Annotated in this window: 16 protein-coding genes; 14 read left to right on the top strand and 2 right to left on the bottom strand. The window is 57.0% G+C overall.

The window, feature by feature from the left end; all coding sequences use genetic code 11:
* From XYCOK13_RS03305 to XYCOK13_RS03285, 5 genes are read left to right on the top strand one after another with little or no spacing between them, the layout of a single operon-like run.
* A complete protein-coding gene (locus tag XYCOK13_RS03305; RefSeq protein WP_213410493.1) occupies positions 1-420 on the top strand; it encodes a GntR family transcriptional regulator in 420 nt (139 codons plus the stop codon).
* Entirely contained in the window at positions 413-1,294 is an 882-nt protein-coding gene (locus XYCOK13_RS03300) for an ABC transporter ATP-binding protein (RefSeq protein WP_213410492.1), read from the top strand. The genes XYCOK13_RS03305 and XYCOK13_RS03300 overlap by 8 nt, the downstream gene beginning before the upstream one ends.
* A gap of 23 nt (positions 1,295-1,317) precedes the next feature.
* Positions 1,318-2,223 carry an ABC transporter ATP-binding protein gene (locus XYCOK13_RS03295; protein ID WP_213410521.1) on the top strand — a complete coding sequence of 302 codons (906 nt, stop codon included), beginning with the start codon at positions 1,318-1,320 and terminating at the stop codon, positions 2,221-2,223.
* Positions 2,216-3,511, top strand: coding sequence for an ABC transporter permease (locus tag XYCOK13_RS03290; protein ID WP_213410491.1), 1,296 nt, complete (start codon positions 2,216-2,218; stop codon positions 3,509-3,511). Before XYCOK13_RS03295 ends, XYCOK13_RS03290 begins: the two co-directional genes overlap by 8 nt.
* 36 nt (positions 3,512-3,547) lie before the next feature.
* A complete protein-coding gene (locus XYCOK13_RS03285; RefSeq protein ID WP_213410490.1) occupies positions 3,548-4,255 on the top strand; it encodes a DNA-3-methyladenine glycosylase I in 708 nt (235 codons plus the stop codon).
* Positions 4,256-5,110: 855 nt separating this feature from the next.
* Here the strand turns inward: XYCOK13_RS03285 and XYCOK13_RS03280 are convergent.
* Together XYCOK13_RS03280 and XYCOK13_RS03275 are read right to left on the bottom strand one after the other, a co-directional pair.
* Positions 5,111-6,100, bottom strand: coding sequence for a FecCD family ABC transporter permease (locus tag XYCOK13_RS03280; RefSeq protein ID WP_244864969.1), 990 nt, complete (start codon positions 6,098-6,100; stop codon positions 5,111-5,113).
* Positions 6,097-7,098 (bottom strand): FecCD family ABC transporter permease, encoded by a 1,002-nt coding sequence (locus XYCOK13_RS03275; RefSeq protein WP_213410488.1) that lies wholly within the window; start codon positions 7,096-7,098, stop codon positions 6,097-6,099. The genes XYCOK13_RS03280 and XYCOK13_RS03275 overlap by 4 nt, the downstream gene beginning before the upstream one ends.
* A gap of 140 nt (positions 7,099-7,238) precedes the next feature.
* On the opposite strand from XYCOK13_RS03275, the gene XYCOK13_RS03270 reads away from it, so the two are divergent.
* From XYCOK13_RS03270 to XYCOK13_RS03230, 9 genes are all read left to right on the top strand, one after another.
* A complete protein-coding gene (locus tag XYCOK13_RS03270) occupies positions 7,239-8,243 on the top strand; it encodes an ABC transporter substrate-binding protein (protein WP_244864977.1) in 1,005 nt (334 codons plus the stop codon).
* A gap of 194 nt (positions 8,244-8,437) precedes the next feature.
* On the top strand, positions 8,438-8,827 hold the full coding sequence (locus XYCOK13_RS03265) for a response regulator transcription factor (RefSeq protein ID WP_213410486.1): 390 nt from the start codon (positions 8,438-8,440) through the stop codon (positions 8,825-8,827).
* 109 nt (positions 8,828-8,936) lie between these two features.
* Positions 8,937-9,941, top strand: coding sequence for a 2,3-diaminopropionate biosynthesis protein SbnA (gene sbnA / locus XYCOK13_RS03260; protein ID WP_280520869.1), 1,005 nt, complete (start codon positions 8,937-8,939; stop codon positions 9,939-9,941).
* Positions 9,938-10,999: a 2,3-diaminopropionate biosynthesis protein SbnB gene (sbnB, locus tag XYCOK13_RS03255; protein WP_213410485.1), complete on the top strand. Its 1,062-nt coding sequence runs from the start codon at positions 9,938-9,940 to the stop codon at positions 10,997-10,999. The genes sbnA and sbnB overlap by 4 nt, the downstream gene beginning before the upstream one ends.
* Before the next feature lie 66 nt (positions 11,000-11,065).
* The gene (locus XYCOK13_RS03250) at positions 11,066-12,823 is read left to right on the top strand and encodes an IucA/IucC family protein (protein WP_213410484.1); all 1,758 of its coding nucleotides are present in this window, start codon (positions 11,066-11,068) and stop codon (positions 12,821-12,823) included.
* Complete coding sequence (locus XYCOK13_RS03245; protein ID WP_213410483.1) at positions 12,820-14,796, top strand: IucA/IucC family protein; 1,977 nt, start codon at positions 12,820-12,822, stop codon at positions 14,794-14,796. Before XYCOK13_RS03250 ends, XYCOK13_RS03245 begins: the two co-directional genes overlap by 4 nt.
* Positions 14,793-16,025: a type III PLP-dependent enzyme gene (locus tag XYCOK13_RS03240; protein ID WP_244864968.1), complete on the top strand. Its 1,233-nt coding sequence runs from the start codon at positions 14,793-14,795 to the stop codon at positions 16,023-16,025. Before XYCOK13_RS03245 ends, XYCOK13_RS03240 begins: the two co-directional genes overlap by 4 nt.
* A gap of 855 nt (positions 16,026-16,880) precedes the next feature.
* Complete coding sequence (locus XYCOK13_RS03235; RefSeq protein ID WP_213410482.1) at positions 16,881-18,104, top strand: GTP-binding protein; 1,224 nt, start codon at positions 16,881-16,883, stop codon at positions 18,102-18,104.
* Between the two features lie 402 nt (positions 18,105-18,506).
* On the top strand, positions 18,507-19,766 hold the full coding sequence (locus XYCOK13_RS03230; protein ID WP_213410481.1) for an ATP-grasp domain-containing protein: 1,260 nt from the start codon (positions 18,507-18,509) through the stop codon (positions 19,764-19,766).
* Positions 19,767-19,795: the final 29 nt, after the last annotated feature.

Genomic DNA, 19,795 nt, shown 5'->3' with positions numbered 1-19,795 from the left:
ATGCGTATCCCGATTCATGTATCTCCTGACAGCCCGGAGCCGATGTATCATCAGATCGAAAATCAGCTGCGTTCGCTCATTTGGAACGGGCAGCTGGCAGCGGGATCATTGATGCCCTCCATTCGCGAACTGGCACAGGACTTGGCCTGCAGTGTCATTACCATTCGACGGGTGTATCAGGATTTGGAAGGAGAAGGGCTGCTGCGGACGAAGCAGGGGACGGGGACATTTGTGGTGGGAGTCAGTGAAGAGAAACGGAGCGGTTACCAGATGGAAACGGTAGTGAAAGCATTGGAGGATGCTGTGCGAACAGGCTTCCGTCTGCAGTGCACGTCTGAGCAGCTCCGACAGTGGTTTGAGCAAGTGCTGGCGGAACAAGGAGCTGCGGATGCGGGGAAAGGAGGAGCAGAGCATGCATAACGAAGCATTGCTGGAGCTTTCGCAGGCAACGAAGACGATTGGCGACTATCAATTGGGGCCGATAAACCTGCGTCTGGAGCCAGGAACGATTACCGCGGTGGTAGGACCGAATGGCGCGGGGAAGAGCACGCTGTTCAAACTTATGATGAATATGGCGCAGCCGGATAGCGGCACGGTGCATCTGTTCGGCGGTTCATACGAAGAAGATGAGGTGAAGCTGAAGCAGCGGATCGCCTACGTGCCGGAAACATTTTATCATCCGGACGATGGCATGACGGTACGCATGGAGACTTCCTTTGTGAAGCGCTGGTATCCGCGTTGGAATGAGGCGCTCTATCAGGAGTTGGCAGCCAAGTACGAACTGCCCCTGGACAAGAAGCTGAAGGATTGCTCCAAGGGCACGCTGCGCAGGATGGAGCTTGTGCATGCGCTGGCTGCGGAGGCGGATGTGCTGCTGCTGGATGAGCCGTCCTCGGGGCTTGATCCTTTCGTCTGGCGGGATTGGATCGATGATTTGCGAAGGTGGATGGAGCAAGGGGAGCGAAGCATCGTTATTGCTACCCACATGATGGAAGAGGTTAAGCGCTTGGCTGATTACATCGCCATTCTTCATAGAGGCGAGCTTCTCGATATCTATGAAAAGGATGCCTTGCAGGATGGCTGGCGCAAGCTATGGCTCGATGGGCCGCTTCCTGTCAACAATCTGCCGGGTGTGATGCATGTTCAACATGAGCCTGCGCCGATGGTAGTCACGAGCGATCAAGCTGCCATTGAGGAAGTGCTGCAGTCACTCGGCATCCGGGTGCGCCAACGGCAAGCGTTAGAATTGGATGAAATTTTCTCCTATATGATTCGTAAAAAAGATAGAAGATAAGAAAGAGGAAGGAGCTTGAGATGATGGTACCTTTACGTTTGGAGCAAGTATCGAAGCAGTACGGAGACAAAACAGCTGTGGACCGTATTGAGTTTGAAGTGCAGGAAGGCGAAATTTACGGGCTGCTCGGCGCGAACGGAGCGGGCAAAACAACGACGATGCGCATGGTGCTCGGTTTGATCTACCCGGATGAAGGACAGATTTCGTACAGCGGGAAGGGGTACAGCGAAGAGGTCATTGGCCAGCTGGGATATTTGCCGGAGGAGCGCGGACTCTACCCGAAGGTGCGAGTCTGCGATCAGCTCATCTATCTGGCACAGCTGAAGGGGATGAAGCGGAAAGACGCGGATCGCGAGCTGAAGAGATGGCTGGAGAAGTTTGAAGTTACGGACTATTACGGCAAAAAGGTCGAGGAGCTCTCAAAAGGGAATCAGCAAAAAATTCAATTTATCGCAGCGGTGCTCCATCAGCCGAAAATTCTTGTGCTGGATGAGGCTTTCAGCGGTCTTGATCCCGTCAATGTCGAGTTGCTGAAAGCAACAGTGAAGGAACTGAGGGACAGCGGCACAAGCATTTTGTTTTCCACCCATCGGATGGAACATGTAGAAGAGCTGTGCCAGCGCATTACCATCCTTCATCGCTCCAAAACGGTGCTGTCCGGTACGATCAAGACAATTAAGCAATCGTTCCCCAAAGAGAAAATTGTGCTGCGGACTGAAGAACCTGTTCAAGGTCTTGAGCAAATCGCAGGCGTGAACCGGATTGAGGACACCGAGCAGGGACGGGTCGTTTATATGGACCGGATAGACGCTGCACAGGAGGTGCTGCAGAAAGCGCTGGCGCAAAGCAGTGTGCACCGCTTTGAAATTATGGAGCCGACGCTGAATGAAATCTTTATCAAAGCAGTGGGGGGAGAAGCCCGTGAATAAGTTCTGGACAGTCTTGGCCTTTACCGTGGCGAATAAATTTCGTACGAAATCTTTTGTCGTCACTTCCTTGATTATTGCAATCGTCATTAGCATCGGTTTGAATGCGCCTTACTTTATCTCGAAATTTCAAACCGACGAAACGGTCAATGTTGGCGTCATTGAAGGCTCGTCCGAGATGCTGCCCTTGCTTGATCAGCATGTGGGAGGTCAAGAGCGAGCCGGGTTGGAGCTGGTAGTCGTGCCAGATCAAGGCTCTCTGGAGGACAATGAACGCGTATTGAAGGAACGCATCGCCGCTGGCGAAATCGCAGGCTACTTGCTGTTCGGAGAAGCGGATGCCAATGGCTTCCCGATGATGACCTACAAGTCGGAGAAAGCAATGGATTTCGGCACAGTCAACCAGCTGCAGCAGGCGCTGCAAGCGATCAAGGTGCAGGTTGTGGCGCCCGCGCTCGGGTTGACGGCAGAGCAGGTGAACCAGATCAATGCGCCCATTGCACTGAACAAGGTGCAAATCTCCGTTGGGGAAGGAGCGGGCAATGTAGGGGATGCAGGCAAGACAGAAGGGGAAATTGCCGTCGCAACCGGGTTCGTGTACGTGATGGTCATTGTGCTCTTTATCGGCGTTATGGCATCAGGACAGTTGATCGCGACGGAAATTACCGCAGAAAAAAGCTCGCGTGTCATGGAAATTCTCGTCACTAGCGTTTCTCCGCTGAAGCAAATGTTCGGCAAGATCTTCGGGATGTTTATAGTCGGCATCTCGCAGCTTCTGCTGCTGGGGGCAGTCGCGCTCGCGAATATTGCGCTGCCGCATAATCGCTCCCTGTTTGCTGATATGAACATAGATTTGAGCAGTGTAGGGTTTCTGCTTATTTTCTACGCCGTATTGTTTTATCTCATGGGGTATTTCCTCTATGCAGCGATGTTTGCTGCGGTCGGTTCGATTGTGAGCCGGACAGAGGATTTGGGGCAAGCGATCATGCCTGTGACGTTCCTGTCCATGATTGGCTACTTTATCGCGATCTTCGGAATATCCGCGCCGGACTCGACATTGATTACGGTTACTTCCTTCATCCCGTTCTTCTCGCCGTTCATTATGTTCCTGCGCGTTGGGCTGACTGATCCGGCAGTGTGGGAAGTATGGCTGGCGATTGGGCTGCTGGCGGCAACGATCTTCGTCACGGGGTGGCTGGCCGCGAAGATTTATCGCACCGGCGTGCTGATGTACGGCAAGCGGCCTTCCTTGAAGGAACTGCGCCGGGCTATGCGGGCGTATAAGATTTAAGGGTTGCGGGATGTACGTAAGCGGAGGAGGTAGAACATGAGCCAGACGAGTGCAGGGCCGGATGGCCGGCCACGCTGCCGCTGGTGCCTGGAGACGCCGGAGATGATTGCCTATCACGATGCCGAATGGGGATTTCCGGTCAATGACGACCAGCGCTTGTTCGAGAAGCTGTGCTTGGAGAGCTTCCAATCCGGCCTGAGCTGGCGAACGATCCTTGCCAAGCGGGACCATTTCCGCAAGGCATTCGATGCGTTTGCTCTCGACAAGGTTGCGGGCTACACGGAGCAGGATATCGAGCGCTTGCTTCGCGATGAAGGGATCGTCCGGCATCGCGGCAAGATCGAAGCGGCCATCAACAATGCGCGGCGAGCGCTTGAGCTTGTCGAGTGCGAAGGATCGCTGGCCGCCTTCTTCTGGCGCTACGAGCCCGATGCGAAGCCGCGGACGGCCTCGGTCTCGGCCTTGGCCGGGTCCGCGAAGGAGCAGCTGTCTGAGCCGCTGAGCATATCGGTCACAGCCGAGTCCGCGAAGGAGCAGCTGTCTGAGCCGCTGAGCATATCGGTCTCGGCCGAGTCTGCGAGGCTGTCGAAGGACTTGAAGAAGCTGGGGTGGACATTCGTCGGACCGACCACGCTGTACTCGTTCATGCAAGCGATGGGGCTGGTGAATGATCATGCCGAAGGATGCGTTATTCGCGCAGATGCCGAGCGGGCACGCGGGCTTTTTCAGCGGCCTGTGCGCTAGGGGCGGAGTTGTCTCTCAGTCATAAGCGGCTGGGAGGCAGCTTTTTTATTTGAATAGTCTCTGAACGTCAAATATGAAACAACATAGCTATTCGGTGTGTTGAGTGGCTGGGGATGCCGGCGAGTTCGCTGAACGTTGCGTCGCCTGCGCGAAGGTTCATACAGAGCTAGCCAGCTGCCGCGTTTGTACGATTTTTCATACAAAAAGAGTTCAACAAGGCATGATTCCACAACGTTTGTACGAAATATCGTTCAAATGCTGCGTTCTGAAGGGTGAAGCTGGCGCGTTTGTACGAAAAATCGTTCAAGTGCTGCGTTCTGGAGGGTGCGACTGGTGCGTTTGTACGATATTTCACACAAAAAGAGTTCAACAGGCATGATTCCACAACGTTTGTACGAAATATCGCTCAAGTGTTGCCTCCCGAACGGTGCGGCTGGGTTGAGTCAAACTTAGAATTGCGGCCTATTTCTGGCGCAACAGCAGGCCATCGAGGAAGCGGCAGTTCGGGCAGGTAGGGGACATATGGACAGGTAATAAAAAAGTAAATAAGTAATGACAGCAAAAAAGTGACGTGATGAGCGGCCAAGAAAGCGGAAATCGAACAAAATGTAATTGAATGGAAACAAAGCGGCGATGAGATGGACGGGCAAGGAAGCGAAATTCAGGCAGTAGAAAACTTCCTGAGCGGTCAAGGAATCGACAAGATGTGCAGGAAGTTGCATCACATGAGAATGAAGCAAACCGGAGCATGTTGAATAGATACAAGCAAAAAACCTTGGAACTGCGCAGAACATGCATATAGTGCCAAGGTTTTTTTATAGTACTGTTTGGGGGTTCCGCTACTATTGGCCGAAGCTAGCTTGCCTTCTGCCGCCGCAGCAGGTAAAGGAAGTAGGGGCCGCCGATGATCGCTGTAAGGAGGCCGCATGGAATTTCGGTCGGGGCGAGCAGGGTGCGTCCCAGCAAATCTGCAGCGAGCACGATCAAGCCGCCGACAAGCGCGGCAGCAGGAAGCAGCCTGGCGTGCGATACGCCAGTGAAGCTTCTGGCGAGATGCGGCGCCATCAGGCCGACGAAGCTGACGGTGCCGACAACGGCCACGGATGATGCGGCCAGACCGACGCTGGCGAGAATGATCAGGAAGCGCTTGAGCTCCAGCCTGATGCCAAGCCCGCCCGCAAGCTCATCGCCCAACGCCAGCACGTCGAGCTGCCGGGTAAGGGTGAAGGCCAGCAGCATAGATGCGACGAACCAGGGCCAGTAAGGGGTGAAGTGCTCCCATCCTTTGCCGTACAGGCTGCCAGTCATCCAAATTGTGGCCTGCGAGACGGAGCGGATTTGCCCGTATGTAAGCAGAATCGTAATCAGCGCCTGGCAGACCGCGGCGATGCCAATGCCGATCAGCACGAGTCGGATGGAGGACATCCCGTCCCGCCAAGCGAGCACGTAAGAGCATGCGGCGACCAGGACGGCACCGGCGAAGGCCGCGAACGGAAGCCAGGCGATCGGGACATCCGTGAAGGCGACGATGACCAGCACGGCCGCCGCCGCTGCCCCGGCATTCAGGCCCAGCACGCCGGGAGAAGCCAGCGGATTGCGTGTGAAGCCTTGCAGGAGCGCGCCGGATACGGCCAAGCCGGCACCGGTCATAAAGCCAAGCACAGCTCGGGGGAGACGGAGCGTGTGGACGATGAAATCGTGCTCCGCATTGCCAGCTCCGATAAGCGAGGCGGCTACCTCCCAGGGAGTGATGGTGAATTGCCCCAGCCCGATGTGCAGGAGGAAGACGAACAGGTTAAGCGCAAGCAGAGCGACGAGCAGGATAGGATAAGGCAACCGCTTCACAGGCTCCACACCTTCTTTCTCGCCAGATAGATGAAGAAGGGAGCGCCGAGGAGGGCGGTCATGACGCCAATCGGCACCTCGCCCGGATGAATGACCAGCTTGGACGCCATGTCTGCCAAAAGCAGGAGGCCGCCGCCGAACAGGGCAGACAGCGGGACGATCCAGCGATAGTCGGTGCCGGCGAGGGAGCGCACAATATGCGGTACGGCTAAGCCGATAAACCCGATCGGGCCCGCAATCGCGACGCTGCCTCCGGCAAGCAGCACGACAGCGGCGAAGGCCGCAAGCTTCGTGCCTCTGACCGACACGCCAACGCTGGTGGCTGCATCGTCGCCCAGCTGCAGCCGGTTGATCCGCCCGGCAAGCAGAATGGCCAGGATCAAGCCGAACGCGAGAAATGGCAGCGCCTGTCCGAGCTGACTAAGCTCCCGTCCGGCCACAGACCCAGCCAGCCAAAACCGCATCTCATCCAAAGATTGCTCGTGCAGGACTAGCACGCCCTGGGTGAGGGAGGAAAGCAAAATGGAGACAGCCGCCCCTGCCACGACTAGCCGGAAGGGCGTAATCCCTCCGCGGCTGCCGTCGCTGCCAAGCAGAAGTACGATGCCTGCCGCCACGGCCGCGCCGAGAAAGGCAAACAAGGAGTATACCCATACGTACGGGACCTGCAGCCAGAACATCGAAAGCACGACAAACAGGCCGGCACCGGCATGAATGCCTATCAGGTCAGGTGCGGCCAGCGGATTTCGCGTCAATGCCTGCATAACGGCGCCTGCTGCGGCCAGGCAGGCGCCAATACAGACTGCGATGAGGGCTCGCGGCAGCCGGATCGTCAGCACGACCAGCTCGTCTGTCGTCTGGCCGCCGTTCAGCAGCGCTCCCATGACAGTGGAGGGGGCAATCGGCCTGGCACCGGTCATCAAATCCAGCACAAAGCCTAAAAAAAGCACGAGAAGGCCAATGGCCAAGCAGAAAAGCCGCTTATGTCGCTTCCACATCTACATTCACCTACAACGAAGAATAAAAACAACGGTTGACAGAAAAATCAAACTGCGATTATACTCAAAAACGAAGAGAATGATAATCGTTATCATTCAGGGAAATCATATCATTTAGGGGAGTGGAGTGTCAATTGAGAATGGGGAAAAAAGGCATATTGCTTGTCATGCTGCTCAGCCTGGCGCTAGCATTGGCCGCATGCGGCGGCGGAAGCAATCAACAGCCTGATGCGTCTCAAGCGGGCAGTGAAGAAGGCAGTGCAAACGGGCACACGGAGGACGAGCATGAAGCTGGAGACAGCGAGGCAGCTGTTGGCCGGACGGTTGCCCATGCGATGGGTGAAGCGATCGTTCCCGAGCAAGCGGAAAGGGTGGTAGTGCTCGACAACGGGGCACTTGATAATGTGCTTGCCCTAGGGGTGAAGCCGGTGGGAGCGCCAACAGTGTTCCTGGACGATCCGTTTCCCGCTTACTTGGTCGATCAGACAGAAGGTATCCGGAATATCGGTTCAATCGATGAGCCGAATCTGGAAGTGATCGCCGAGCTGCGCCCAGATGTTATATTGGGCAGCAAGGACACGCATGAAGCGATCTATGACAAGCTGGATCAAATCGCGCCTACTGTATTTGTCGAAACCTTGGGCTATACCTGGAAGGAAAACCTGTATCTGCAGGCGGAGGCGATTGGCAAGATGCAGGAGGCGGCTGATGTGCTCCAGGCTTACGGAGAGCGGCTGCTGGAATTTCGCGAGCGGATGGGCGACCGTCTGACAGAGACAGAAGTGTCCATATTGCGCCCGAGATCCGATCATATTCGCATTTATTTGAAGCAATCGTTCAGCGGCACAATCGTGGAGGACGCCGGTCTGCCTAGGCCTCCGGCACAGGATAAAGCGGAATTCGCGGCGCAAGTATCCGAGGAGCAGGTGGAGGACCTGGCTGGCGACGTTATTTTCTGGTTCAGCAGAGACACGGACAACATCCTGAAGACGAAGCTGATGAACAATCCGATCTGGCAGCAGCTGGAGGCTGTACAGGCCGGCAAAGTAATCGAAGTGGACACAGAGACTTGGTTGAGCGGACTGGGTGTACAAGCGGCGAATCGCATTGTGGACGATTTGTTCGCGCATCTGGTTGAAGAATAGAAGCACCTGCAAGCGGGCCGACACGTTGGAAGAGTGTCGGTCTTTTTTTTCGCTATGGCTTCATTTTCATTAGGTCGATACAGGAGCATGTATGGAGTTGCTTGGGCCATTCGCGCGGACAGCTTGGCGGATTTCAAATTGGGCGCAGTGGCGGGTACCGGTTAGACGATGAGAAAAGGAGTCGTGGAAGAGGAATGGGCAAGAGAAAGCTGATCATTGAATACGCCATCCACACGGACGAGGATCAAACGCTGATCTCCCAGTTCAACCATCAGGTGCTGTCGGCGCTCTCGCACATGCAGCTGAGCGAGCCGATCAAGATGTACTGGGTGAACGGAGCGGATGAAGGCGGTGCGGCGCAAGCTTCGGGCGAACTGCCGCTCAGCAGGAGGCAGTGGGAAGTTGCCAGGCTTCTATGCAAGCATTATTCGGTGAAACGCATCGCGGAAAAGCTCCATATTTCAGAGAATACGGTGAAAAAGCACATGCAAAACATCAAGAAGGCGCTGCAGATCGATGCAAGCGGGGCGGATTTTCTTTATCAGCTATATGAAAAGATTAGCGATGCTTCAGATGGAGTATGAAAATCATCTGTTTCAATCATTTACGGCTGTCCTCGGATGGGTGTACGATTTGGATAGACAACATTGATAATCATTCTCACTGTTGTCCACATCCGGAAGGAGGATGAACATGCAGACGATCAAAGGGACCGAGCCGTCCATGGCTTGGCAGCTGGTGCATGAATCGGTTCGAAGCTGTGTCGGGAACACGCCGCTTGTCCGATTGAGCCGCCTGTTTCCGCAGGAGGGGCTAGAAGTATACGCCAAGCTGGAGTACATGAATCCGGGAGGCAGCATGAAGGATCGCCCGGCGCGGCATATGATCGAACAGGGGTTGCGCGAAGGGAAGATCCATGCCGGCAGCCATATCATCGAGAGCACATCGGGCAATCTCGGCATTGCCTTGGCGACGATGGCGAAGCTGTACGGGCTGGAGGTTACCTGTGTCGTGGACCCGAATATTGCTCCGACGAATTTGCGCATGCTGCGGCAAATGGGCGCGCATGTCGAGATGGTGCTGGAGAAGGATGTGAACGGCGGCTATTTGCTGACCCGCATTGCCAAGGTCCACCAGCTGCTGGAGCGCATCCCGGACAGCTACTGGATCAATCAATACGCCAATGAGTACAATTGGCGTGCTTATTACGAAGGGACAGGAGGGGAAATCGTGAATGCGCTGGATCGGCTCGATCTGCTGATTGCCGGTGTCAGCACATCAGGCAGCATCATGGGTACGAGCCGGCGGCTGAGAGAAAAGTTTCCGCATTTGAAGGTCGTCGCGGTCGATGCGGTCGGCTCGAGTCTATTCGGTGCCACACAGGGGATTCGCCGGCTGCCGGGCATCGGCGCAAGCCGCGTGCCGGAGCTGCTGCGGCGTGAGGAGATCGATCAAGTCGTCTATGTGAACGATTGGGAATCCGCCATGGGATGCAGGGCGTTGCTGCATCATGAAGGGATTTTTGCCGGCGGGTCTTCCGGCTCTGTCATCGCGGCTATTCAAAAACTCGTTCCTACCTGGGAAAAAGGCGTCTCTATTGTCACGCTGCTGCCGGACCGCGGAGAGCGCTATCTGGACATGGTTTATGATGACGCCTGGGTAGAGGCGCTGGAGGAGAAAGGAGCGGTTGTCTCATGAACCATTCTTATACTGTCAAGGATTGCCGGTCATCGGAAGCGTCCGTGCAAGCGGACACGCTGCTTTATCTGAGCCGCTCGCATCTGGAGCAGCTGGGTGGCGGCGGCTCCGCCCTGTATGTTCAGGCGCTGGAGGAAGTGCTGGCGCTTCATGCCCGGAAGCAATTCGTACAGCCGTTGAAGCCCTATTTGCGCATGCAGGAGGAGGGCGGCCATATTGCAGACCGGATTATTGCGATGCCGGCTTACATAGGCGGTACAGAACCGATCGCCGGCATCAAGTGGATAGGCAGCAAGCACGATAATCCTTCCCGGCTCGGGAAGGAGCGGGCTAGCGGCGTCATTGTGCTGAACGATCCGGATACGCATTACCCGGTTGCCGTGATGGAGGCCGGTCTCATCAGCAGCATGCGCACCGCGGCAGTGACGGTGGCGGCGGCTAAGGTGCTGGCGAAGCCGGATTTTGCGCGTATCGCAATCCTTGGCTGCGGCCTGATCGCAGAGCGTCAGCTGCAGGCGATGCTGGAGCATTTTCCCGCCATCCGGGAGGTCGTGCTGTTCGATCTGCAAGCGGAGGCTGCCAGCCGTCTGGCCGATCGCCTGTTTGCCCAATTCCCGTCGGTGCGTGCCACTCTAGCGAGGAGTGCGGAGGAGGCAGTGCGCCGCGGCGAAGTGATTATCACCTGCACGGTTGCGGATCAGCCTTATATTCCGTATGCATGGCTGTCCAAGGGAGCGTTCGTTAGCAATATTTCCATTATGGACTTGGAAAAGGATGTATTCCTGTCGGCGGACAAGGTAGTCGTCGACGATTGGGATCAGGCGAACCGGGAGAAAAAGGTGCTGCATCAGCTTGTGCAGGAAGGCAGGTTTTCCAAGGAACAGCTGCATGCGGAGCTGGGCGAGATCATAGCCGGTCAGAAGCCGGGCCGAACCAGTGAGGAGGAAATCATTGTCTTGAATCCGATGGGGATGGCCATCGAGGATATTGCCTGTGCCCGTTATTTGTATCGTAAAGCGCTGGAGTGCGGCGTGGGGGACCAGCTTCCGCTGTACTGAGCCGGCAACCGGGCGGTCCGGCTGCCTGATTGCTGCCACGTACATGCATGGGGAAAGGGGAAGAACATGAGGATTCGATTAGAACAGGAAGACTTGCAGGCTTCTGACCGGATTTGGGCCGGTGCGCTGGAAAGGGCGGAGCAGGAGGCGGCCGCCCGCATACTCAACTGCTACCTGCTGGAGAGCGGCCGAGCGAAGGAGGCCATCGACCGGCGCACGAAGCAGCTGAAGCTGGCCCTCTCGTTCCGTGAGATTCGCTTGACCGGCGAGCTTGAGCATGTGTCTGATATGGGGCATCATGCTTACCGGTTTCCGCTGTTTGAGGAGGAGGCGAGCGGCTTTCGCCGCGCGGTCACCTGCAGGAAAGCGGCGGAGCTGATTCTGCGGGAGCTGTGCGCCGCGCATGCGGCTCCCGATGCGGAAGCGCGCCGCTTGCGATTGCTTGATCAGGTGGACAACAGCATCGCGCATACCGCGGAGTTTTTGGCGCATGCGCAGCGGTCCATGCAGCTTCAGGAGCTGCCGTTGGCAGCGGCCGAACAGGCGTTGCGCTGCGGGCATCCGTTGCATCCGACGCCCAAGAGCGCGGAAGGATTCGACGAAGCGGCTCTGCAAGCCTATGCGCCGGAGCTGGGCGCGTCCTTCCGCCTCCATTATTGGGCGGTGCGCAAGGACGAGCTGGCCGAAGACTGGCTGCCGGGAAGGGAGGCGAGCATTCCGCCTGATGCCCTTGAAAGCGCCAGCCTGATATTGGGGGAGACAACGGAAAGCTACGCATTGCTGCCCGTCCATCCGTGGCAGTCGAACTACTTGCAGGTGAACCATGGCGAGCTGCGCGCCATGATCGGCGAGCGGCGGGTCGTGCCGCTCGGCGAGGCCGGGCCCCTCGTCTATCCGACGTCCTCTGTACGCACGGTATGGTCGCCCAATCAAGGCTGCTTCCTGAAGCTGCCGCTTCATGTGCGGATCACGAATTTTATTCGGGTGAACACGCGGGAACAGGTGGCGCGGACGATGGATGCCGCGCGCATCTGCGCTGCGGTTCGCGACGAGCTGGAGACAGGCCCGGCGCAGCTGCTTCTGGAATACGGCTGCCGCAGCGTGCGCCGTGACAGCCTGTTCGCGGAACTGGCGGTCGTGTTCCGGGAAAGTCCGCCCATGCTGCTGGAGCAGGGGAGTAGGTGGTTCCCCGCAGCCAGCTTGATGGAGAGAGAACCGGGAAGCGGCGAGCCGCTGTTGTGGCGGCATGTATTCTCTTCGGCGCCTGCCGGCATGCACGATTGGATAGCCCGTTACGCGCAGGTGTTTTTGGTCCCGATACTGGACGTGTTCGCCAGGCTCGGCATCAGTTTGGAAGCGCATGTGCAGAACAGTTTGATTCGGCTCGACCCGGAAGGAATGCCTGCCGCCTGCTTGATCCGCGATTTGGAAGGGATCAGCATTGATCGGCGGCGGGCGGCCGAGCTGGGTTGGATCGGCGAGCTTGTCCCCGCAGACAGTCCGGTGCTGTATGGAAGGGAAGCTGCATTCGAGCGGTTGTTGTACTATGCGGTCACCAATCACATGGGGCACGTGATCGCGACCGTGTCCCGGCATGCGGGATTGGAGGAACAGGCGCTGTGGCGGCGAGTTCGGCATGTGCTTGTTGAGGCAGCGGAAATTCGTAGAGATGCCGCTCCGTTCCAGACGGTTGTGGCATCCCTATTGGAGCGGGAAGTCCTGCCGGCCAAGGCAAATCTGACAAGCCAATTTTTTGAGCGGGGAGAGTCGCCTTCCTATGTGACTGTGCCCAACTTGCTGTGGGAAAGGGGAACGTTGACATGACCGCATTTATGCAAGAGCTTTTTGCGCTGACGACAAGCCCGATCGCGCGCGAGGTGCGCAGGCGCGTGAGCAGGCAACTCGTCGAAGCGCTGCTCCATGAGCGCATTGTGCAGGCGGAGGAAGCCACAGCTGCCGAGGAGGCAATGTTTGCAGCAGCTTGGGCGGCCGTTTCACTGCCGCAAGCCGCATCCGCCGGAAGCGGGGCACTGGCCAATACCGGCGATTTCTGCGCCGGCACTGAGGGAGTTGCCGCTTGCCGCGACGCAATTGGCGCCGGCGTCTCGGGATTCCAGCGGGAGGCTGGCGCAAACCGCACATGGAAACTGATCGGCAGGAATGAGCAAAATGAACGTGTCGTGTATGCGTGCAGAGGAAGGTGGATGCTTGGATTTGGCCGTTTTCGCTTGACGGCCGATCCGCTGCTGCGCGCTCACGACGGTCTGTTCGAGGAGGTATCTTCCATTTCGGGACTTGTGCGCGAGCTGCTGACGCATCTTCCTGGAACGGACGCTCACAAGCTTGCGGCTTTCACCCATGAGCTGGAGCAGACATGGCTGCATGATGCTTTTCTGCGTTTGCAGCGGGCGCGCGGCACGGAGACGAGATTGGCTGCGGATCAGCTTGCCTACGACGAGCTGGAGGGAGAGCTCGCGCACGGGCATCCCTACCATCCCAGCTACAAATCGCGCATTGGCTTTACATTGGAGGATCAGGTCCGGTATGCACCGGACTTGTTGCCAACCTTTTCCTTGCTGTGGGTAGGCGTGCATCGCGATTGGGTGCATGTGGGCCATTCAGCGGGGCTAAGGTATGAGCGCTTGCTGGAGAAGGAGCTTGGCGGCGAGCTTGCCCGTCTGAAAGAAAAAATTCCGGCAGCGGAACGGGAAAAATATGTGCTGATGCCGGTTCATCCCTGGCAGTGGCGCGAGGTAATCGCCAAGCATTACTTTCCGTACATGCAGGCCGGCATCGTAATTCCGCTCGGCGAAGGGCAGGATCGCTACAGGCCGCAAGCCTCGATCCGGACGCTTTCGAATGTAACGGACAGCGGCAAATGTCAAGTCAAGACATCGCTGAGCATTATGAATACATCGGCCAAGCGCATTATTCAGCCTTACCATGCGAAGGATGCTCCGGCCATTTCTGACTGGCTGCATGAGCTTCTCCAGGCAGACGCATTCCTGAAGGAGACATGCGGGCTTATTTTGCTGCGCGAGCAGGCAGGCGTTTCCTTCCGCTATGACCGCCTGCCTGCCCCTCTCGCCGAAAGGCTGCACGGCTCGCTCGGCGCGCTCTGGCGGGAAAGCCTGGCGGCACACGCAGGGGAAGGGGAGCAGGCCCTGCCGTATACGGCCGTCAGCGAGAGACGGGAAGACGTCCCTTATCTTGTGTCGTGGCACAGGCAGTATGGCGTGGAACGATGGTTTCGGCAGCTGCTGCGGGTGACGCTGCATCCGCTGCTGCACCTGCTCTACGCGTATGGGGTCGGCGTAGAAGCGCATGCGCAAAACATGGTTCTGATTCATCGGGGAGGCTGGCCGGTGCGCGCGGCATTGCGCGATCTGCCTGGCGGCATCCGCTGCTTGTCCGCTTGCCCGGCATACCCGGCGCTTCCCGAACTGACCGATTCCTCCTACTTGTCGACAGAGGTAGCGGAGCATGTGCGGGACTATTGGGCAGACGCCATCCTGCATATTCATCTGTATGAGTGGGCGCTGCTGCTCCATGAGCATTACGGCCTGGACGAGGGGGTGTTCTGGATGTGGACGGCAGAAACGATTCAGGACTACCAGGAGCAGTTCCCTGAACATGAGGCAGCCTATGTTCGGTTCGACCTGTTCGCCGAGCAGGTAGAGGTGGGCGAACTGGCCGCACGCAAGGTGTACGGCGAAGACGGGGAGCGCGATCAATATGCAAGCAACCCGCTGCATGCAGCGAAGATGGCGCTTGCTGTGAAGGAGGTGCGGGCATGATGCCGGCAGCTGCGCCGCTGTCCGCTTCCGAAAGGCGGATGAGGCGCTTCATCGCGTCCTATCAAGCGGAGGATAACCGTCCGCTGTGCGCCTACCTGTACGATTTGGCCGAGCTGCGCCGTCATGTGAAGCGGGTGATGGCCTGTCTTCCGCCGGGCTGCGAGATGTTCTATGCGATGAAGGCGAATGCCAATCCGCGGCTGCTGCGGGAAATAGGGGCGCATGTGCACGGCATAGAGACGGCCTCCATCGGCGAGGTGCGCAAAGCCCGGGGAATCCGGGAGGATATTCCTGTGCTGTTCGGAGGTCCGGGCAAGACGGATGGAGAGCTTGCGGAGGCGATCCGTCTGCAGGTGCGCCACCTTCATGTCGAAAGCCTGCATGAATTGCGGAGAGTGGAGCATATTGCAGCCAGCCTGGGAAGGCGCGCAAGCGTGCTGCTGCGCGTCAACCTGCGCGGCGCACTGCCTGCTGCGACGCTGCAGATGGGCGGTCGGCCCACGCAGTTCGGCTTGGATGAGCAGCTTATCGGGCAAGCAGCCGAGCTGCTGCGGGGAAGCGCGCATGTGCAAGTGGAAGGCTTCCATCTGCATTCGGTCTCGAATCAGCTGGACGCGCAGGCGCATTTGCAGCTGATGGAGCATTACATCGCCAAGGTGAAGGAGTGGTCGCATGCTTTCAACCTGCCGGTTCGGACCGTGAATGTCGGCGGCGGGATTGGCGTGAACTATCGGGATTTGGACAGCCCATTCGAATGGGAAGCGTTCTGTGAACAGCTGGGCAAGCTTCTCCAGGAGAAGGGAGACCCGGCGTGGAAGCTGGTCTTTGAATGCGGCAGATTCCTGGTCGCAGGCTGCGGCGCTTATGCGGCAGAGGTGCTTGACGTGAAGGAAAATCATGGCGAGGTGTTTGCGATCGTGCGGGGCGGCACGCATCATTTCCGCTTGCCTGCATCGTGGCAGCACAACCATCCCTTCGTGATCGTCGCCCGCCGCGAGTGGCCTTATCCTTTTCCTCGCACGGGCGCAGTCCGCAGAGCGGTGACCATTGCCGGCCAGCTATGTACGCCGAAGGACGTGCTGGCCCGTCAAGTGCCGGTGGAGGAAATACGAATCGGCGACGTTGTCTTGTTCCGCCATGCAGGGGCTTATGGATGGGAAATTTCCCACCATGAGTTCCTCAGCCACCCGCATCCGGAGATGATCTGCCTGGAAGAGGACTCTGAGTAGAGACCGACTTCGTGGGCCGAAGCAATTCAGCTAACGTGAAGCCCTTGATCCGTCAGCCGCTATGACGAGGTCAAGGGCTGCTCGCGTTCGATTTGCGCTAACGGAAGTGACGGGCACTATTAACCTCGTATTTGCCTCTTCGCGATTCTAACGGAACTCAGAGACCTTATTGCGATGAAATCCGAGTCACTTTGCTTGAATACCAGGAAATAAGGTCTGTCACTTCCGTTAAAAAACAAATCACTGCTAAATCTGAGCAATAGTGTCTCCTGGTTCCGTTAGATTCTGAACGTCTACATTACGTTCGGCCATACCGTCTAATCTCGCCGGTCATTCACGAAGTAGGCGGCTGCCGCAGATTGTCTGGGCTTTTTGCACATGCACGAACCACTATACTGCGCTAATCCGCTATGTACTTTTGTTGCCTCGAATTAGGCTCCATGCCCGCCCTCGAAACGGCCTCAGCCAAATGCAGCGGCACCTCCAACAAAAGCAGTTGACATCTCAACAAAAGCAGGTAGCACCTCAACCAATGCAGGTCACAACTCGAACAAATGCTGCTGACACCTGCAGCAAATGCAACGGCACCTCCAACAATAGCAGCCAGCACCTCGAACATACGCTGCCCGACCACAACCCGATCAGCATACACCTCCGAATGAAGCCCGCCTATTTCCATCAGAACTGCTCCGCAGCGCCGGTCCGTGGGAATTAGAGGCAGAGCGATCTCCGCCCGGGGCCCCAATAGTCAGATTATTTTTCCTTGACAGAAATGCATAAGGCGGGTTATATTCTAAATCGTAAATATTACGATTAGTGGCAGACGCATGTTTGCCGGGGAGGCAGGTTCCAAAGATGGCAAATCAAACTAGAACAATTCCCGTTACCGTGCTCAGCGGCTATCTCGGTTCAGGCAAGACGACGCTGCTGAATCATATTTTGCATAATCGGCAGGGATTGAAGGTCGCGGTTATCGTCAACGACATGAGCGAGGTGAACATTGACGCCGCGCTGGTTAAGCAGGAAGCGCACTTATCGCGTACAGAAGAGAAGCTTGTCGAGATGTCGAACGGCTGCATCTGCTGCACGCTGCGCGACGATCTCTTGAAAGAAGTCGAGCGGCTGGCTGCAGAAGGGCGATTTGACTATATCGTCATTGAATCAACAGGCATCAGCGAGCCGGTGCCCGTGGCGCAGACCTTTACCTATATGGATGATGAGACAGGCATCGACTTGTCCAAATATGCAAGGCTGGATTGCATGGTTACCGTCGTGGACGCATACCGCTTCTGGCATGATTTCGCCTCCGGAGAAAGTTTGCTCGACCGCCAGCAATCTGCTGGGGATAACGACAGGCGGGAGGTCGTCGACCTGCTCATTGACCAGATTGAATTTTGCAATGTGCTCGTGCTGAACAAGTGCGACCTGGTGAGCGAGGAAGAGCTTGACAGGCTTGAGGCGGTGATGCGCAAGCTTCAGCCGACCGCCAGCATCATTCGCGCTGTGAATGGACAGGTGCCGCTTGAGGCTGTCCTGAATACGGGCTTGTTCGATTTCGAGAAGGCGAGTCAGTCGCCCGGCTGGATGCAGGAGCTGCAAAACCCCGAGCATCAGCCGGAAACAGAGGAGTACGGCATCAGCTCCTTCGTTTTCCGCAGGAGGAAGCCGTTTCATCCGGCACGGTTGCTTGCATTTTTGGAAAACTGGCCGGAAGAGGTAGTGCGCGCCAAGGGCATGCTGTGGATTGCGACGCGCCATGAATGGGCCGGTATGCTCAGTCAGGCAGGTCCGTCGATTCAAATGGGGGCATCAGGCTATTGGCTCGCCAGCTTGCCGATAGAAGAGCAGGAGCAGCTGCGGAGAGAAGAGCCGGAGTGGTTCGCTTCGTGGGATGCGAAGTGGGGGGACCGGATGAATGAACTGGTCATGATCGGTGTTGATATGGACCGGGAAGCTGTCGAGCAAGCGCTGGACCTGTGCGTGCTGACAGAGGAGGAAATGAAGATGGATTGGAAGCAGTTCGCGGACCCGCTGCCAAGCTGGCAGACAGAGCCGGCACAGGAAGCAGCGGTTTTGTAACGGGCAACATGACGATTGAGCGGGATCATTCCATCGGCGGGTCATGCGGGCAGTTGAGCTGTGCCGAATGCGAAAGGGCTCTATATGGATGGGGCTTGGCGGCATGAGGATGGCAATGGGCGCAACAGGCCGGAGAATCATTCAGGCGAGAAGAGGAACAGAGCAGCAGCTCTTTTTTTACTAGCATAAATCGTAATTATTACTAATAAACAAAGAAGGAGGACTGTTCGGTCACTGATTAGCCAGACTTGCTGACAGAGCGAAATCGGTGTGCCGGGAAATTGCAGGGGTAGAGGCTATGTGAGGACGGCCGATATTCGGTCAAGCCATTGGCGCTCGTCCGCCAATAGAATAACAAAGGCGAACACGCCATGCATGAATTTTAATCATAGGAGGGGTATAATGGCACATTTGCTCATGATCGAAAGCTGGGTGGGAGCGAGCGGCAATTTGCTGCCGCCTCTGTTGAAGTCTTTGGGGCATACGTACACGTTCGTCACGCGAAAGCTGGAGCATTACCAAAGCTCGCTCAGTACGGAGAAGCATCCGGTTGTGCGCCACGCGGAAGAAGTGCTGGTTATGGAAACGAATGACACGGACAGCCTGATCGAGAATTTGCGTTCCTATCGGTTCGACGGTGTGATCACCGTATGCGATTACTACATAGACACCGTTCGCGAAGTGGCGAAGGCGCTGCAGCTCCCTTGTCCGTTCCCTACTGATGTCGCTGCGGTAAGGCACAAGCATCTGCTGCGGCAGGCTCTTGACCGTGCCGGACTGGCCAATCCATCCTACCGGCTTGCACATGTATGGGAAGAAGTTCGGCAAGCAGCCGCGGAGATAGGCTATCCGCTCGTGTTGAAGCCGGTTGATCTGGCTTCCAGCGCCTATGTCAAATTGATTCAGAATGAAAATGAGCTGCAGGAGGCCTATCAGGCGCTGGAGGCGTTCCCGCGCAACTTCAGGGACCAGGCCAGGGACTGCGCCTATCTGCTGGAAGCGTTCATGGAAGGCGAGGAAATCAGCGTCGAAAGCGTCTCCTATGACGGGAACACGACGATCCTCGGCATGACGGACAAATCGATAACGGGTACACCTTTTTTCATTGAAAACGGCCATATGTTCCCGGCCAGGCTGGACGAGGGGACGCAGGCTGCGGTTCGGGCATACGTGCTGGACGCGCTGAAAGCAGCAGGCTTCGACCATGGCATTGCCCATACAGAAGTGAAGCTGACTCCCGACGGTCCGCGCATCGTCGAGATCAATCCGCGTACAGCCGGCAACTATATCGTGGAGCTGATGCGCAGGGTTACCGGCATTGACCTGCTGGAGTCATTCGTCGCGCTTTCACTGGGCAGCAAGCCTGCGATCACGGCCAAGGATACCGGCGTTGCCAGCGCTGCCGTCATGTTTCTCGTGCCGCCGCAGGGCGGTACGCTGACTAGCCTTCAAGGAGTGGATACCCTTGATTCCGATGAACATATCGTCCGCTACAAAATCGAGAACTGCGAAGGCAAGTCCTTTGCCAAGCCGATCGACAATGCCTGCTATCTGGGTCATATCGTGACCCAGGATTCTAAGGGGCTGCAGGCAAGAGCTTATGCGGAGGCGGCATTGAAGCGCATTGCATTTGTATATGAGCCAAGCGGGGAAAAGGAATGATGCGGAAATCGCACCTTGCCCTGTTGCGT

Source organism: Xylanibacillus composti (genome assembly GCF_018403685.1).
Classification (GTDB): domain Bacteria; phylum Bacillota; class Bacilli; order Paenibacillales; family K13; genus Xylanibacillus; species Xylanibacillus composti.
Note: the sequence above shows the minus strand (reverse complement) of the source record. Positions and strands in the feature narration are given on the sequence as shown.